At 34.6% G+C, this 16776-nt stretch carries 14 protein-coding genes; all 14 read left to right on the top strand.

Annotated elements, in window-relative coordinates; all coding sequences use genetic code 11:
* The first annotated feature begins 96 nt into the window (after positions 1 to 96).
* Positions 97 to 1467, top strand: coding sequence for an ABC transporter permease (locus NST58_RS30125; protein WP_076220619.1), 1371 nt, complete (start codon positions 97 to 99; stop codon positions 1465 to 1467).
* 10 nt (positions 1468 to 1477) lie between these two features.
* Positions 1478 to 2695: an ABC transporter ATP-binding protein gene (locus NST58_RS30120; protein WP_076220620.1), complete on the top strand. Its 1218-nt coding sequence runs from the start codon at positions 1478 to 1480 to the stop codon at positions 2693 to 2695.
* A 30-nt stretch (positions 2696 to 2725) separates the two neighbouring features.
* Positions 2726 to 5752, top strand: coding sequence for a glycosyltransferase (locus NST58_RS30115; protein WP_339245203.1), 3027 nt, complete (start codon positions 2726 to 2728; stop codon positions 5750 to 5752).
* 5 nt (positions 5753 to 5757) lie between these two features.
* Positions 5758 to 7020, top strand: a complete 1263-nt coding sequence (locus NST58_RS30110; protein WP_339245201.1) for a hypothetical protein — start codon at positions 5758 to 5760, stop codon at positions 7018 to 7020.
* A 64-nt stretch (positions 7021 to 7084) separates the two neighbouring features.
* Positions 7085 to 9112 (top strand): DUF2142 domain-containing protein, encoded by a 2028-nt coding sequence (locus NST58_RS30105; protein WP_076276875.1) that lies wholly within the window; start codon positions 7085 to 7087, stop codon positions 9110 to 9112.
* A gap of 110 nt (positions 9113 to 9222) precedes the next feature.
* The gene (locus NST58_RS30100) at positions 9223 to 9924 is read left to right on the top strand and encodes a glycosyltransferase family 2 protein (RefSeq protein WP_076276874.1); all 702 of its coding nucleotides are present in this window, start codon (positions 9223 to 9225) and stop codon (positions 9922 to 9924) included.
* Between the two features lie 13 nt (positions 9925 to 9937).
* Complete coding sequence (locus tag NST58_RS30095) at positions 9938 to 10345, top strand: DUF2304 domain-containing protein (RefSeq protein ID WP_076276873.1); 408 nt, start codon at positions 9938 to 9940, stop codon at positions 10343 to 10345.
* On the top strand, positions 10338 to 11288 hold the full coding sequence (locus NST58_RS30090; protein WP_076276872.1) for a lysylphosphatidylglycerol synthase transmembrane domain-containing protein: 951 nt from the start codon (positions 10338 to 10340) through the stop codon (positions 11286 to 11288). The genes NST58_RS30095 and NST58_RS30090 overlap by 8 nt, the downstream gene beginning before the upstream one ends.
* Entirely contained in the window at positions 11281 to 12291 is a 1011-nt protein-coding gene (locus tag NST58_RS30085) for a glycosyltransferase family 2 protein (RefSeq protein WP_076220599.1), read from the top strand. The genes NST58_RS30090 and NST58_RS30085 overlap by 8 nt, the downstream gene beginning before the upstream one ends.
* A 17-nt stretch (positions 12292 to 12308) precedes the next feature.
* A complete protein-coding gene (locus NST58_RS30080) occupies positions 12309 to 13052 on the top strand; it encodes a sugar phosphate nucleotidyltransferase (protein WP_076220600.1) in 744 nt (247 codons plus the stop codon).
* A 20-nt stretch (positions 13053 to 13072) separates the two neighbouring features.
* On the top strand, positions 13073 to 13621 hold the full coding sequence (gene rfbC, locus NST58_RS30075; protein WP_339245195.1) for a dTDP-4-dehydrorhamnose 3,5-epimerase: 549 nt from the start codon (positions 13073 to 13075) through the stop codon (positions 13619 to 13621).
* Positions 13622 to 13675: 54 nt separating this feature from the next.
* The gene (gene rfbB, locus NST58_RS30070) at positions 13676 to 14698 is read left to right on the top strand and encodes a dTDP-glucose 4,6-dehydratase (protein WP_076276871.1); all 1023 of its coding nucleotides are present in this window, start codon (positions 13676 to 13678) and stop codon (positions 14696 to 14698) included.
* 24 nt (positions 14699 to 14722) lie between these two features.
* Positions 14723 to 15586: a dTDP-4-dehydrorhamnose reductase gene (gene rfbD / locus NST58_RS30065; protein ID WP_076276870.1), complete on the top strand. Its 864-nt coding sequence runs from the start codon at positions 14723 to 14725 to the stop codon at positions 15584 to 15586.
* Between the two features lie 118 nt (positions 15587 to 15704).
* Positions 15705 to 16685, top strand: coding sequence for a glycosyltransferase family 2 protein (locus NST58_RS30060; protein WP_339245192.1), 981 nt, complete (start codon positions 15705 to 15707; stop codon positions 16683 to 16685).
* The last annotated feature ends 91 nt before the right edge of the window (positions 16686 to 16776 follow it).

Genomic DNA, 16776 nt, shown 5'->3' with positions numbered 1-16776 from the left:
CTGTAGGTACGACAATATTTTAGCATATGACTGATTTGAATTAAACTTATATATGATTTGTAAAGTTACTCAATGAAATAGTTAGGGGAAATATGAATGAAGTTATTAAAGCATCTTATTCTTTTAGGTTTTACACTTGTGATTTTCATAGGCTCTTATTACTGTATTGATTTTTATATTAAGGATAATGTTAATCTCTACTTACATATGGATGTTAAATCAGAGATATCAGATGATTATCAGATTTTTTTCGCTACTTCTAATAATGGATGGAATGAGACCGACTCAATAGGCAAACCATACCCACAGCCCGGTATTTGGCAGAGTTTGGAGTTTAAGGTTCCTAAAGGGTTTGCCTTCATTAGAATAGATCCAGGGAATAAAGAAAGCTTGGTTTCCATTAAAAATGTTCACTTTTCTGGAATATCCGACGCCCAAGTAAACTTCAATACGCTAGATTATAAACTAAATCAATTGGAATTGAAAAATATAGATGAGAATAGTGGGCAGATTGATCTTCAGTCTACGGGAAATGATCCATCTATATTGTTCAATATGAGCTCACATATTGAACAATCTCAGCAAGGGAATGATTCGGGACCAAGCATAATTTCATTGATTATCAGTTTCATAGTCGCTGGATTTTGTTACTTCATAGGAAGATTTTCGAAAGAAACTTTTAATTTCGCCCACGATTTTTTGGGAAATAAGAATCTAATAATAAATTTAGCTAAGAATGACTTCAAAACTAAATATGCTTCCTCTTATTTAGGCGTTTTATGGGGATTTATTAATCCTCTTTTGACAATAGTTACTTATTGGTTTGTTTTCCAGGTTGGTCTAAGAAGTGGAGATGTAGGAAACATACCATTTATAATTTGGTTTATTGCTGGAATTATACCTTGGTTTTTCTTTTCAGATGCATTTTCAAGTGCAACTAATGCCTTTACTGAATATAATTATCTAGTAAAAAAAGTTGTGTTTAAAATTGAATTATTACCTTTAGTAAAGGTATTTTCTGCATTTTTTGTACATCTATTTTTCATTGCCTTTATACTTATCGTTTACGCAATATATGGATATTACCCAACCCTTTATAATGCTCAATTAATATATTATGTTTTTTGCCTGTTAATATTAGTGATATCACTTTCGTTTTTCACTTCGGCGGTTGTTCTTTTCTTCAAGGATTTGAATCAAATTATAGCCGTAATATTACAAATGGGATTTTGGTTTACTCCTATTGGATGGTCGGTAACAATGTTATCTGATTTTTGGGGACGAGTGTTTAAGTTAAACCCTATGTTTTATATTGTTCAGGGATTCAGGGATTCTTTAATAGACAATGTATTATTTTTTGATAGACCGTACCAAACAGCTTATTTCTGGTTTTTATGTTTTTTGATGTTAACCTTTGGTCTTAAGGTATTTAAGAAACTTAAACCGCATTTTTCTGATGTACTTTAGGAGTGATGAGATGGACGGGATAATTGATATAAAGAATATAGTGAAATCGTACAAACTATATGATAAACCGATGGATCGTTTTAAAGAAGCTATTCATCCTTTTAAAAAGAATTACCATAAAGAGTTTGTAGCCCTAAATGGGATTACTTTATCAGTAGAAAAAGGCGATGCAATTGGTATACTAGGCAAAAATGGTTCTGGCAAATCTACGCTCTTAAAATTAATTACTGGAGTGTTGACTCCTACCAGCGGTGAGATTGAAATAAATGGGAAGATCTCTGCTATATTAGAGTTGGGAGCAGGATTTAATCCGGAATATACAGGTAGGGAAAATATTTATTTAAATGGATTAATGATGGGATACACCAGAGAAAAAATGGATGAAAAAATCGGCGCTATAATTGATTTTGCAGATATTGGGGTTTTTATAGATCAAGCGGTTAAAGTCTATTCCAGCGGAATGTTTGCAAGACTAGCCTTTGCTGTTTCGATAAATGTAGAACCAGATATTTTAATAGTAGATGAAGCCTTGGCTGTAGGAGATGCAAGGTTTCAGACAAAGTGTATTGATAAAATGAAAGAATTAAAAAGCAAAGGGACGACTATATTATTTGTCTCACATGCTTCCGAACAAGTGAAACGGTTTTGTAATAAAGCGGTGTGGATTAAGAACGGAAGAATTGAGGCAGAAGGCGATTCTAGCGAAGTTGTTGATTTATATGAAGATTACATGAGATATAGTAATTTGGAAAATAGTGATGACGTTATTGAGCTGAAGGAGTCAGCGGAAGTATCACACGATGATTTTGTTATTCCAAGTAACCCAGACATTCTATCATTGATTACTAAGGTGAATATTAATAAAAATAAGTTCAAAACGTTTGATGAAGTTGAAGTTGAGGTTGAATATGAAGTTTATGAAAAGACAATTCCAGGCTTATTAGTAGGGGTTGCGCTCTATACTCCTGATAGAGAATATATATTTGGCCCGAATACCCATCTAGAAAAAGTTAAGATTCCTGATATTAGGGGTAGGCATAAAGTGAAATATGTAATACCAAGTTTGCCATTACTTGGTGGGACGTATCAACTAGATGTAGGTCTTTTCAATAATGAAGGAATAGTTTGTTTAGATTATAAGCAAGATGTAGTTAGTTTTAATATTACGAATAAATATTTCTCTGAAGGACTTGTTTATATCAATCATAAATGGGAAATATTAAATTGATTTTTCATATCTAGATTGGAGTGTTTAAGCATGGTTGTTCCATTTGATCAATATCAAAGATATAAAAATGCAGCTGATCTTATTAATTTAATACGTGAAGACAATAAGGCTTTCTCGATCTTAGAAGTTGGGGCTAATGAGCATAAAAACTTAGAAAAGTTCCTTGTAACTGACAAAATAACTTATTTAGATATCATAGTACCAGAAGAACTTAAAAGTGATCCTTCTTATATTGAAGGGGACGCAACAAATATGCCAATTGAGACTGATACGTTTGATTTAGTAATTGCCCTTGATGTATTTGAACACATAAGTCCCTTACTCAGGCAGAATTTTATTTCTGAGTTAATGAGAGTTTCTAAACATGGGTTTATTTTGGCAGCACCTTTCAATACTACTGGTGTGGAAAATGCAGAAATTCGAGCAAATAAATATTTTGAGACTATGTATGGATTTAATTATCAATGGCTTGAAGAGCATCGCCAAAATGGTCTACCCGAAGCAGGGCAACTTATAGATTTTCTTAATGAAAAACAATGGCCATATCTTCATTTTACCCATGGAAGAGTTGATATATGGGAGAAAATGATTAAAATTCATTTTTTGGCAACTGGTAGATCGTCATTATACTCTTATAGAGAATCCATTGATGATTATTATAATACTAATATATATCAAAACGACTTTAACGGGCCCTGCTACAGAAATTTTTTCTTTGTATCTGAAAATCTCAATATGATTAAAAAAACAATGAAAATGATTGATACTAAAAATGAGAATCCAGTTAGTGTAAATGTACTTGAAAATCTGGATAATCTTGAAAAAGATTTGATTAATTTAAGTGTTTATGACCTAACACATAAAGAATTAATATCTAAAAATTTTGAATTAAAACAAAAGGACGAATTGATTGAAAAAGTCTTATATGATGTGAAACAAAAAGATGAATTGATTGAAAAATTTACAAATGAAATGCAAAATAAAGAGGAACTATTACGAAGAAAAAATGCAATAAATGAAGAATTAAATGATCTTATAACAATGAAAGAACAAGATTACAAACGTTTGGAATCAGAAAAACAGTTAGTATCTACAGAAAATCTCTCTCTCTTAGAACAAGTAGAGATTTTGCATACTGAAGTGAATCTGTTGAAGGAAGAAAATTCTCATAAAGATAATTACGTTCAACAGTTAGAACTTATATCTCAGCAGCTTAGAATAAAAAATAGAATCAAAAAGATAGTGCCGAAGAAGTTGAGAAGTAAAATTAAGTTTGGACAAACTGTATTTAAGAAATTAAAAGACAACCCGTCTTTAGCAAAGAAAGGAATTAATGAACTACGGAGGAATGGATTTAATTCCCTGAATAGTAAAATGCATTCTGCTGTCACGGTTAGTGAGTTAACATCAGATTATGCATACCAAGATATTAATCTTGAGGAAATTGAAGAGCTTAAGATAGAAATAGAAAAGTTTACTTACCGTCCTTTAATATCAATAATTATTCCAGTTTATAATGTTGAACCAAAGTGGTTGGAAATTGCAATTAACTCAGTAAAAGAGCAATTGTATTCATTCTGGGAGATCTGCATCGTAGATGATAGCTCTGATAATATTAATACAATCAAATATTTAGAAGGTATTGATGATCCGAGAATTAAAATTAAGACTTTGAAAATAAACTCGGGGATATCAAGTGCTTCTAATGAAGCTGTCTCATTAGCAGAAGGCGAGTATATTGCGTTATTGGATAATGATGACGAAATCACAAGGGACGCGTTATATCAAGTCGTCAAATCCCTTAATCAAGAAAAATCAGATATTTTATATTCTGATGAAGATAAAGTCGATGAGTATGGTAAGAAAAAGTGTCCTCTTCATAAACCAGACTGGTCTCCTGATTTATTACGGTCACAAATGTATATTGGTCATTTTTTGGTCTTCAAAAGGGAACTGTTCCACGAAGTGGGTGGGTTTAGAACTGAGTTCAACGGTAGCCAGGACTATGATCTCGTTCTAAGGATGAGTGAGAGATCATCGAAAATTCATCATATTCCCAAAGTTCTTTATTCATGGAGGGAATTAGAGACTTCTACAGCTTTGAACCCATATTCTAAACCTTATGCGCATACTGCGGGACTTGCTGCTTTAAACGAACACTTAGTGAGGGTTTTTGGTGAAGGTAACGCTTATGCTACTGAAGATGAGCATTTATTTGTTTATGATAGTAGATATAAAATCAAAACAATAAAGGCTAGTATCATTATTCCTACAAAAGATAAAATTGAACTATTGGAACCTTGTGTTTCAAGCATTATTCAAAAAACAAAGTATCCAGATTACGAAATTATTATTGTTAATAACAATTCAGTCGAACAAGAAACATTAGATTGGTTTAAACAACAAAATGATAAAAATGTAAAGATTATTGATGCTAATTATGATTTTAATTGGTCGAAACTAAATAATCATGGAATAAAGGAAGCGAGTGGCGAAGTATTTATATTTTTAAATAATGATACGGTAGTTATTAAAGAAGACTGGTTACAGCGATTAGTTGAGAAGGCTCAACGTGATGATGTTGGAACTGTTGGAGGCTTACTCCTATATGAAGATAAAACAATTCAACATGCTGGAGTTGTAATTGGTTTAGGAGGATGGGCCGATCATATCTTTAAAAGTATGGCGCCAAATCATTTTGGTTCTCCGTTTATATCGCCCATGGTCACTAGAAATGTAATTGCTTCTACTGGGGCATGTCTCGCGATATCAAAGAAGACTTTAGATAAAATCGGATTATTTAATGAAGACTTCATCATATGCGGTAGCGATGTTGAAATCTCATTACGTGCACTCCAACATAATTTAGTCAATATTTATGATCCACACGTAAGGCTATATCACTTAGAATCGAAATCAAGATCTTCTTATATACCACCAATTGATTTTGAATTATCAGCATTATTCTATGGACCGTATTTGAAGAGTGGGGATCCTTACTTTAATAAGAACTTAAGCTTGAATAGTCTTGTACCAAAATTATCTCAAGGAGAATGATGACAATGTCTAGGTTAATTGAACATATTCTTAGAAAGGCGAAAAATAATAAGGTGATCAAAAAAGCATATCAATCCACTGTGAACTCTTATTTGAATTCCCACATTGGTGAAATTACGCCCTTTAACCCGCGAAGTACTTCATTTGAAAAAAGACGGATAAATTTACTCGTACCTTCGATTAATCAAGAACATTTATTTGGTGGCATATCAACTGCCATCAATTTTTTTGACCAGTTGTATAAATATGAACAAGACTCTTTTAGACGGATTATTACTACTGATGCAGCGCCAAATAGTGAGGACTTACTGAAATTTTCAGGGTATACTCACGTTTCTAGTGAAAATGATGTGGATGGCAACTCTCAGATAGTTTCTTTCAATGATAGATATAATAAAACAATACCCGTTGGGAAAGAAGATATATTTATCGCCACTTCTTGGTGGACAGCATATTTTGCTCAAAGAATAGTGAAATGGCAAGCGGAGTTTTACACTCAAAAACCGAAGCGAATAATTTACTTCATTCAGGATTTTGAGCCTGGATTCTATTCTTGGTCAAGTCAATACTCTCTTGCTCTAAGTACTTATTTATATAAGGGAGAGCAAATTGCGGTATTTAACTCTAGTTTGCTGAAAAATTTTTTCAACAATCATGGTTACAAATTTACAGAGGAATACTATTTTGAACCTAAACTTAATTCATCGTTAAAAAAACATTTGATATCATTTGATAAGATGGAAAAGAAAAAGAAAATACTGATATATGGCAGGCCTTCAGTGGCCAGAAATGCTTTCGCTTTAATTGTGGAATCGTTAAGAATCTGGGTTTGGACCCAGCCTAATGCGGATCAGTGGGAAGTGATTTCAGCAGGTGAGCATCATAGTGATGTGGAAATCGGAAATGGAGTTGTAATAAAATCTAAAGGTAAAATGTCTCTTGAAGACTACGCCAATGAATTAAAGGAGAGTGCATTAGGTGTGTCTTTAATGATTTCCCCTCATCCTAGTTATCCTCCATTAGAAATGGCACACTTTGGAATACTAGTCTTAACAAACAACTATGAGAATAAGAATCTTTCAGAATTACATCATAATATATATTCCCTTGATAATATAAGTCCAGATTCAATCGCTGCACAACTTACTAAGCTGTGTACTGAGTTTGAGGGGAATAAAAAGGCTGGGGATAAAGAAAGTATGGCGGATTATCTGAGTGAAGGAGAGCAATTCTTATTTATACAGGAATTATCAGAAAAGTTGAAATGAATTTGAGTGAATGCCAAATCCTTTAAAAATATTCGAAAATAAGATGAAGTGGGGATTTTTTTCGATGAAATTATTTTTTCATAATAAAGTACTTAATACTCAGAAGGTACTTTTTGCGTTTTTTATTCTGATTTCTGCAATATATTTTTCAAACGTTATATTTGAAAATAAGGATTTTTTCACGAAGATTAATCAAGATAAGGCCATGATTATTAGTCAAGAAAAAACGGATGATATCATTGGGGAAATACAAGATGAAATGACGATCACGCAGAAATTCGAGGTGAATGGTCAGGCCAATTTAGAAATCAAGATACCATTTGGGACTTTTAAAAGAGCCAATACCGGAGAACTATACTTTGATTTAAAGGAAAATGGCCAGGTAATAGAGCATAAGATTTTTGACGTTTCCCAACTTCCGGATAGTCAGGATATTTCCATAGAAATACCGAATAGTGATAATGATTCCAAAAAGAGATTGTTAGAATTTGAGATTAAAAGTAAAGGCTTATCTGGGGGGAATTCTGTAACATTATGGAGAAGCAATAATCAATTAGGGGAATTCTTTATTAATGATCAGATTCAAGATGGAAGTATTTATTTTAAGTTATTTGCTAGTAATACAACGGCTGCGTTAACTAACGGAACATTTTACTTATTATTAATTTCTTTTTTATTGCTATTTGTTGTTGTTACTTTACTTATATTTAAATTTAGAGGGAATGTTCAAAAGATATTTGTAATTCTTTCATTATCAATAGGATTATTTTTTGTTGTTATTTTTCCACCCTTTGAACATTTGGACGAGTTGGATCATTTCTATAGAGCGTATGAAGTTTCAGAAGGGAAATTCATTAATCAAACGGTTAACGGAGAACTTGGAAATTATATACCTACGAGCTTAATCTCAACTGTTAATAAAGTGAGGTATGTCCATTATACTGGGTATCAATATAATGTTGTGAAAGATACATTTTCTATGGAATTGAATCCTCAAGAGCGAGTTTTTCATAGGAATTATGCATCTATATATTCACCAGTTCTTTATATACCTCAGGCATTGGGCGTTCTCTTAGGGAGAATCTTTAATTCACCTCCAATAATGATGCTTTATTTAGGTAGATTATTTAACTTTCTTGCTTATGTTATAACTGTTTTTTTCTCGTTAAAAATATTACCATTTAAGAAAAATCTGCTTCTTGTAATAGCTCTATTGCCCATGACTCTTATTCAAGCAACATCACTTTCGGCAGATGCTCTTATGATTGGATCCTCATTTTTGTTTATCTCAGTTGTTCTTAACTTAGGGTACAATAAAAAAATACTTGAAATAAACACTAAGGATTTTTGGATATTAACTACAGTGGGTATGTATATGTCGATTTCAAAACCAGTTTACCTTCCCTTGTTGCTTTTGATATTTGCTATACCTTATCAAAAATTTGGGGATAAAATTAAATATACAAAAAAAATTCTTATTATATTGGTAAGCTCTCTGCTGCCAATGTTGATTTGGAATTTGCTTAATTTAAAAAATTTAGCGGTCCCTGACGTTCGTGGAGATACAGGAATTTCCCCAAGTAACCAAGTGCATTATGTATTAACTCACCCTTTCCGCTATATTAAGACTATGTTTGATACCTTAATAAGTCTAGGTGATTCGCAGTTTATGGGCATGCTTGGAAAGGCAGTTACAAATTATGGATATTCACTTTCTTCTTCTTTAGTTTTTGGTTTTATTTTTTTATTACTTTTCACCGCTATACTTAAGAGTAGTGATTATGAAAGAGACTCTTTAACTATAAATGTTAAGGGAAAACTCATTTTTGTTGTAATCATAGTAGGTGTTATTATCTTAACTTATACAGCTCTATATACGGGCTACACTACTGTAGGCAACAATCTTATTCTTGGTATTCAAGGCAGGTATTTCATTCCTGTTTCTCCTCTACTATTTCTTATAATCTCATCGAATAATATTGTAATTAAAGATAAAAAGATTGATATATATGTGATTTTATCTTTGTGTTTATTATTGTTTATAGTATTGCTGAATTATATCCTTAAAATCAATGGAGCAATCCCTTTTTAAAAAGTTAAGAATCAGACTAGTGTTTTTGCAATTGCTTTGTTGTTAAGCTATGACATATTTGTATTGATTATTTGAGCTTTTCTAAATCTCATTGAAAGGATAGTGAATTAATGAAAGTACTTGGGATCATCCCATGTTTCAATGAAGAGGAAAATATTGAAGCGTTAATTAATGAGTTATCTGGTTATTCAGATATTTTAGATTTTGTTATTATCAATGATTATTCAACTGATTTGACTTCTGTTATATGTGAAAAAAATAATGCTAATGTAATAAATTTACCGTGCAATCTAGGTATTGGAGGTGCTGTTCAGACAGGGTATATCTATGCCAAAAAGAATAATTATGATATTGCTATACAGATTGATGGTGATGGGCAACATAATCCGGCCTATATCAAAAACTTAATAGAACCCATAGTAAAAGATGGATTTGATTTTGTAATCGGTTCAAGATTTATTGAAAAAGAAGGGTTTCAATCATCGATTACTAGGAGAATTGGTATAGTTTATTTCTCGGGTTTATTGAAGTTGTTGGCCAAACGCAATGTAAGTGACCCAACTTCAGGATTTAGAGCATGTAACAAAAAAGTAATTGATTTTTTCGCAAACAATTATCCAACAGATTATCCTGAACCAGAATCTATTATGGCTCTTAGCAGAAATGGATACAGAATAGCAGAAATACCTGTTCAAATGAGGGAACGTAGTGGTGGAACTTCATCAATTAAGTCGTTAAAATCAATTTATTATATGATTAAAGTTACTCTTGCTATTATTATTGACTTTACAAGAAAACATCAAGTTACTTAAGGATGGGGTTATATTGTTCCCTTTAAAATTACAAATTTCTCTTATTTTCTTATGTTTGATTTTACTGTTTTTTTTAATTAATATGATTAAAAAGTATGAATTACAATTAAGATACGCACTTTTATGGATTTTGGTCGTTATTGTTATGTTAGTGATTTCTCTAGTGCCTCAAATCGCATTTTATTTTACGAATATATTTGGTTTCCAAGCACCTTCAAATTTTGTGTTTTTAGTGGGTATACTTTCTGGATTGGTGATTATATTCGGGCTAACCGTGTCTATTTCAAATTCATCTATAAAAGTACGTCAAATGTCCCAAGAAATTGGTTTATTAAAACAACAAATAAACAACTTGGAAGTCAAAATTAATAACTTAAATGAAGAAATTACAACGGAGAGAAGAATGGTGAGAGGTGAATAGGAAAAGACTTTTATATGTTGTTTTGGGAACAGTAGTCTCTCTGATACTCTTAGTATATGTTGAAAATAATTTTAGTAATGTGAATTACTATTATTTTATTATCGGAATTCTTGTGTACTCTTTAGTGCTCTTACTGAGGTCTTTTAAATTAAATAAAATTATGAGAGTATATACGAATATTAGTTTTAAGGAAACTGTATCATTAACCGCGTCTAGTCAACTAATGGGGGCTTTTATCCCAGGGCGAGCCGGAGAAATCCTTGTATCAGCTTATCTGAAACTTAAGTACACAGTGGATATATCGAAGGTTCTACCCATTTTATTTCTCGATAAAATTATAGAATTACTCTGTGTCTTGTTATACTCATTATTTGCAGTTTTTGTAATTAGTGAAGGCCTACTTTCCTTTTTGAATGATAGTATAAAAGGAATTCAAGATAATTATCTACTGATATCTATTGTAATAGTATTTGTATTCTTGTTGTTATTAATAATGTATAAGATTCTTGGACCCAAATTAAAGAATGTACTATCAAATATAAAACAGAGTTTGTTAATCCCGATAAAGAACCCTAAGTTAGGTATTATTATTATTGCAACATCTTTATTAACTATTATATCTGAGTATTTTTATTTATATTTTATTTTCCATGCATTCAATATTGAAATTACAATAGCAAAAGTTATTCTTGTACACTCTTTAGGGATGATTGTCGGTGTATTAAGTATGATACCGGGGGGCCAAGGTAGTACGGAAGTTACGATGCTGGCGGTATTACATTTTTGGGGTTACACAACACTCACTGTGATCTCTCCAATCTTAGCAAGTAAGTTTTTAACTTATTTTATATTGGCATTGTACGGGCTACCCTTATTACCGTATAGTGTGTCAGTACTAAAAGAAAGGAAAAAACGTTCTAGAAAGAAGATGAGTAATGAATAAGTTGGTATCTATTATTATAGTCAATTTCAACGGAGCGGAATATATTGTAGATTGTCTAGAGTCTTTGATTAATCAGACGTATGAGAATTTCGAAGTTATTGTATTAGATAATAACTCTGCTGACAATTCAGTAGAATTGATAAAAAAATATCCCTTTGTAAAACTGATAGAATCAACTGAAAATCTGGGATTTGCAAAGGGGAATAATGAAGCAATTAATCATTCTAAGGGCGAATATATTGCTCTACTGAATAATGATGCTAGAGCTGACTCAGAATGGTTAGAAAAGTTAGTAAATGAACTTGAACGAAATACTGAACTTGGAAGCTGTGGTTGTAAAATTATTTCTCACTATGATCCAGATGTCATGGATTCTGCTGGCCTACTTGTAAATGCAAGCGGTATGTCACGAGGTAGGGGGAGAAATGAGAATGTACTAAAATATAATGTTTCTGAACCCATTCTTATACCTAGTGGATGTGCTGCTATGTATAGAAGAAAGGCTCTTGATGAAGTAGGGTTATTTGATGAGGATTTTTTCTGTTACTGTGAAGATACAGATTTAGGATTTCGTCTCCAAATTGCTGGCTGGAAATGTTTATATGTAGGGGATGCAATTGTATATCATAGATACTCTGCGTCATCTGGAAAGTACTCTCTTTTTAAAACCTATTTGGTTGAACGTAATCATTATTGGTTTGTTATGAAGAATTACCCTCTATATTTGGTATTACTAAATCCCATTTATACAATAAGACTGTATCTATTTCAGTTGTATAATATGTATAAGGAGAAGGGGGCGACTAATGAGTTAATGAATAACTCCTCAAAAAAGGAGTTGTTTCTAACTTTATTAAAAGCACACAGGGATGTATGGGGAAAACTCTTTATAATGATGAAAAAGAGATCGGATATAAATAAAATAAAAAAAGTCGATAATAAACAAATTAAAGAGTGGATTAAACAGTATGGAATTTCATTTTCGGATTTGTTTAAGTCCTAAAAGTTGGAGGTCACCTAATGAAAGGCATCATTTTAGCAGGAGGTACAGGCTCACGCCTTTACCCTTTAACCAAAGTAACAAACAAGCATCTTCTTCCCGTGGGCAAATACCCAATGATTTTTCATTCGGTTTATAAATTAAAGCAAGCTGATGTAACAGACATACTAATCGTTACTGGTAAAGAACATATGGGTGATGTAGTGAATTTATTAGGCAGTGGCCATGAAATGGGTGTTTGCTTTACTTACAAAGTACAAGATGAAGCAGGTGGAATTGCGCAGGCATTGGACTTGGCAGAGCAATTTGTCGGAGATGATCAAATGATCGTTATCCTTGGTGATAATGTATTTGCTGACGATATTGCTCCGTATGTGCGTAATTTCCGTGAACAAAGGACAGGTGCGAAGATTTTAATACAAGAAGTTTCTGATCCTAAGCGTTTTGGTGTACCTGAACTAGATGGAAATCAAATCATTTCTATTGTAGAGAAACCAGTTATGCCTAAATCAAACTATGCAGTAACAGGTATTTATATGTTCGATAGTGAAGTGTTTAATATTATCAAAACGATTACTCCTTCTGCACGTGGAGAATTAGAGATTACAGACGTTAACAATGCATATATCAAACGTGGAGAATTGACATTTGATATTCTACAGGGCTGGTGGACGGATGCAGGTACACATGCCTCATTAGCTAAAGCACATAACTTGGCTCAAGACCTTCTCTTTGGTGAAGAATTCGGAAAACTGAAACTTTAGATGTGAAGGAGCTTTGCAATATGAAAGTTACACCTCTACAACTACAAGACGCTAGTATACTAGAACCTGTAGTTCATGGCGACAACCGGGGTTTTTTTATGGAAAGCTACAACGAAGAGATAATGCATAAACTCGGTATAACTTACAATTTCGTTCAAGACAATCAATCCCTCTCCGCAGAGGTTGGGGTGTTACGTGGGCTGCACTACCAGTTGACCCCTAAAGCGCAAACAAAGTTAATCCGCGTCTTATCCGGTGTGATTTACGATGTTATCGTAGATATCCGTCGTAATTCCCCTACATTTGGTCAATGGGTCGGAGTAATTCTTAGCGAATATAATAAACGTCAACTACTGGTGCCTATAGGCTTCGCACATGGTTTCTGTACGTTGGTACCTAACACCCAAGTATTATATAAGGTGGACGAATATTATTCCCCTGAAAATGATCGCGGCATATTATGGAATGATCCAGCCTTAGGTATTGATTGGCCGATTTCTAGTCCGGTATTGTCGGATAAGGATCAACGTCATCCATTACTGAAAGATGCGGAAATAAACTTTGATTAAAAGTGGAAAGCAAAAACTTAAATATAATCTCAAAGAACAAAAGGTGGGCTATAAATGAAACTGCTAGTTACCGGCGGAGCTGGGTTTATCGGCAGCAACTTTGTGCTGTATATGCTGCAACAACACCCTGATTACGAAATCGTTAATGTAGATGCGTTGACGTATGCAGGCAATCTAGAGAATCTGAAAGCAATTGAGAACCATCCTAATTACACTTTTGTAAAGGCTGATATTACTGATGTTACTGCGATGGATGAACTGATTAGCCAGGGTGTCGATGTCGTTGTTAATTTCGCGGCTGAATCGCATGTGGATCGGAGTATTTTAGAGCCGGAAGTGTTTGTGAAGACGAACGTACTTGGAACACAAGTGCTTTTGGATGCGGCGAAAAAATACAGTATCACTAAATTTGTTCAAGTATCTACGGATGAGGTATATGGATCACTGGGAGCGACTGGATTATTCACCGAAGAAACTCCTTTAGCTCCTAATAGTCCATACTCAGCAAGTAAAGCAGGCGGAGACTTACTAGTACGTGCATATCACGAAACGTTTGGACTGCCAGTGAATATTACCCGCTGCTCAAACAATTATGGCCCGTACCAATTCCCGGAAAAGCTTATTCCGCTGATGATTTCCCGTGCACTTGCTGATCAAGCGTTGCCTGTTTATGGCGATGGAATGAATATCCGCGATTGGTTGTATGTTGAGGATCATTGCAGCGCGATTGATCTGGTTATTCACAAGGGTGTGAACGGCGAAGTCTACAACATTGGTGGTAATAATGAACGTACGAATGTGCATATTGTAAACACGGTGTTGCAGGAACTAGGCAAGCCCGATTCTTTGATTACTTATGTCCAAGACCGTCCAGGTCATGATCGCCGTTATGGTATCGATCCAACTAAGATTATGAATGAACTGGGATGGAAGCCGAAACATACGTTTGAAACAGGTATTAAAGAAACTATACAATGGTATCTTAATAACCGCGAGTGGTGGACCCGTATTCAATCTGGGGAATACCAAAAATATGCTGAACAGCAATATGGTGATCGTTTAGGCGACTCATTGTAATTTTGATACGGAGGTAAACTAGCTATGAAGGTACTTGTTACAGGTGCGGCCGGACAACTAGGTCAGGACGTAGTTTTACTGCTCCAGCATCAAGGTCACGAAGTGTTGGCTTGCGATCGTCAGGAGATGGATATTACTGATCTGGATCAGTGTATCCAAGTTATTGGCGGGTTTGGACCGGATGCGGTTATTCACTGTGCTGCTCATACGGCAGTAGATGCGGCAGAAAGTGATATTGATGCAGCTTATTTAATTAATGCTACTGGCAGCCGAAATGTAGCGCTAGCTTCTGAAAAAACTGGGGCTAAGCTGGTGTATATTAGCACGGATTATGTGTTTGATGGTATGGGAGCACAGCCTTACCATGAATATGATAATACAGACCCTAAGAGTATATACGGCAAATCGAAACGTGCGGGTGAGGTACTCGTTCAATCCCTCACCTCTAAGTATTTCATCGTACGAACATCATGGGTGTACGGCAAATACGGGAATAACTTTGTCAAAACAATGCTAAAGCTTGGTCAAGAAAAGCCAATGCTTCAAGTTGTTGATGACCAAAAAGGTTCGCCTACTTATACAGTCGATTTAGCTCGATTCTTGCTTGAGCTTGTTCAAACTGAGAAGTATGGTGTATACCATGCGTCAAATAGCGACTCTTGTACCTGGTTTGAATTTACACAGGCGATCTTTGCAGAGGCTGAGGATATTTTGGGTTTTAAATTCACTGCTGCGCTTGAACCGTGTGCCACGGAACAGTTTCCAAGACCTGCACCACGTCCTCGGAATTCGGTGATGGAGCATCTGTCCATACGTACGAATGGTTTTGAGGACATTCGACCTTGGCGTGAAGGCTTGAGAGATTTCCTCTTAGAGTTAAAAGAATAGAACAATACCAATTGAAACTCCCATATCGTTTATAACGATGCGGGAGTTTTTTGTGTTCTTTCGTTATAATAAGAAGGAAGTAGGTAGTTAATAAGAAATTACAAAGTCGAGGATACTCATGAATAACAAAACAGTTAGTGTACATATCGTCACCTACAACAGTGCGGATGATATTATAGATTGCTTAGAGGCAGTAATGGCACAGGATTATCCTATTGAGAAAATTGTTGTTGTGGACAATGCGTCTTCGGACGATTGTGCAGAGAAAGTGAACACTTTCTTTAACATGGTCGATACTATCAATTCACAAGCTAACAAGGAAGCGCCCACGAGCCTTCTACTTATCCAAAATCAAAAAAACACAGGCTTCGCCCCAGCTCATAACCAAGCTATAGCTGCTACAGAAACAGATTACATACTAGTCCTTAATCCGGATTTGACGCTCGCTCCAGACTATATCTCCAGACTAATCACACAGATGGAGAATAATCCACAGATCGGCAGCGCCACAGGTATGCTTTTGCTAAAGGCTGATCACGGATCAGTGGATAGCACTGGTCTTCAGATGAACAAGGCACGTCGTGCGTTTGACCGTGGTGCGGGGGAGCCAGCAGAACTATGGAAACAGTCGGGTACAGTATTTGGTGTATCTGGGGCGGCGGCGATGTATTCTCGACGGATGATTGAAGACGTTAGTGTTGATGGGGAGTTTTTTGATGCAGATTTTTTTGCATATAAGGAAGATGTGGATGTGGCTTGGAGAGCACAGCTATTTGGCTGGCAGGGGTATTATGATGCTGAGGCAATTGGGTATCATGAACGTGGGTGGAAAACGTCTGGCCGTAGTACCAAACCAATGTTCATCCGGCGAATATCTTACATTAATCGCTACAAAATGATCTACAAGAATGAATCGGCTCGAACTATGCTGAAGACAATTTTGATTTCCCTTCCCTATGAAATTGCCGCGCATGGTTATATGCTTCTGAGAGAGCCAAAGTTAATCGTAGCGTGGAAATCCTTTTTCACTCAGCTCCCAGCGTTAAAAAAGAAACGAAAATATATACAGACCATCGTAAAAGAGCGAAAGAACACGTAAATCAAACAGTATCTGGAAAAACCTCCCTGAAAGGTCATCTCCTCTCAGGGAGGTTTTATGTTATAATAATTGTCGGTAGATTACTATATTT

The sequence above is a fragment of the Paenibacillus sp. FSL R10-2796 genome, from assembly GCF_037965315.1.
GTDB classification, from domain to species: domain Bacteria; phylum Bacillota; class Bacilli; order Paenibacillales; family Paenibacillaceae; genus Paenibacillus_AQ; species Paenibacillus_AQ odorifer.
Note: the sequence above shows the minus strand (reverse complement) of the source record. Positions and strands in the feature narration are given on the sequence as shown.